Annotated in this window: 1 protein-coding gene; it reads left to right on the forward strand. The window is 44.5% G+C overall.

The genetic code is table 11. From position 1 onward, the window contains the following. Positions 1-32 precede the first annotated feature (32 nt). On the forward strand, positions 33-1367 hold the full coding sequence (gene mgtE, locus ACHAL6_RS15520; RefSeq protein WP_395271558.1) for a magnesium transporter: 1335 nt from the start codon (positions 33-35) through the stop codon (positions 1365-1367). The last annotated feature ends 125 nt before the right edge of the window (positions 1368-1492 follow it).

A 1492-nucleotide genomic window follows, 5' to 3' on the forward strand; every position in this document is an offset into this window, starting at 1 on the left:
CTTATTGAGATCAACATAAGGCAGGTGCTTTTATGAATAGAGAAGAACAATTAAGAGACTATATACTTCATGCATCACTGGATGAGATTCTCGAACTGGCAGAAGAGCTTCATCCAGTGGATCTGCTAGAAGTTCTGCAGGAATACGAGGAGGATCAGAAAGAGCTTCTGGAAAAGTTTCCAGATGAATACATCGCTATGGTCATAGATGAGGCTGAACTGGATGAGAAATTCATTCTGCTTTCTCTGTTTCCATCTGATCAGAAACAGGGCATCATTTCCGAGATGTCTTCAGATGAACTCGCCGACATGCTCGGAAACATCGATGAAGACACCCAGAATAGAATTCTGGAAGGGATGGAGGAAGAGCATAGAGAAGAAATAGAGGAACTCCTATCCTTCAGCCCGGAAACCGCCGGTGGTATCATGGCCACAGAATTTGTTTCTGTCAAGGAGACCATGACCATTGATGAGACACTTACTTTCCTGAGAGATATCTCACCCAATGCAGAAACGCCCTATTACATCTATGTCCTTGACGAGCGTGATGTTCTGAAAGGAATTGTTCCCATCAGAGCAATTCTCACCTCTCTTCCGGATGTGCTTCTTAAGGATGTCATGCTTGAAAATGTTGCTACCATCCCCGCTTCCATGGACCAGGAAGATGTATCGAATATCTTCCAGAAGTATGGTTATATGGCCATGCCTGTTGTCAACGATCAGGATGTCATGCTCGGAATCATCACGGTGGATGACATCATGGAAGTTCTTTCAGATGAGCATACTGAAGATATGTATCGACTTGCTGGTCTGGATGAAGAGGAAGAAATTGATGGCAGCGTTCTGGACTCCATCAAGAGTCGTCTGCCCTGGCTGCTAGTCAATCTTGTCACCGCCATACTCGCTTCTGCTACAGTAAGCCTGTTTGATGCAACCATCAGCAAAGTGGTTGCGCTGGCCGTCTTTATGCCCCTCGTAACAGGAATGGGTGGAAACGCGGGAACACAGACCCTTACATTAATCATAAGAGGTATTGCTCTGGGAGAAATCGATTATGAAAACAAGAAGGAGATTCTAAGGAAAGAATTCCTGGTTGGTGTCCTTCACGGCGCTGCCTTGGGACTTATCGTGGCAGTATTAGGCGGACTCTGGGAAGGAAATGTCGTTTTCGGTCTCGTTATCGGAGTAGCCATGTTCCTGAATATGGTCATAGCCGCTCTGTCAGGATTCTTTGTGCCATTGCTGTTGAAGAAAATGGGTGTAGACCCCGCACTGGCTTCTGCAGTCTTTGTCACCACCATGACCGATGTTCTTGGATTTTTCTTTTTCCTGGGATTCGCAACGATTATGATCAGCTATCTTCTCTAGAAGTGAGGAAATAATCCAATGTATAAGAAAGAGCTTCCTGAAAAAAATCAGGAAGCTCTTTCTTATACATTGGATTCAGTAACCAAGTTCAAATGGCAGAATAATGACTTCAATACGATCTTTAA

The organism is Proteiniclasticum sp. C24MP, assembly GCF_043951855.1.
In the GTDB taxonomy this organism is placed as follows: Bacteria; Bacillota; Clostridia; order Clostridiales; family Clostridiaceae; genus Proteiniclasticum.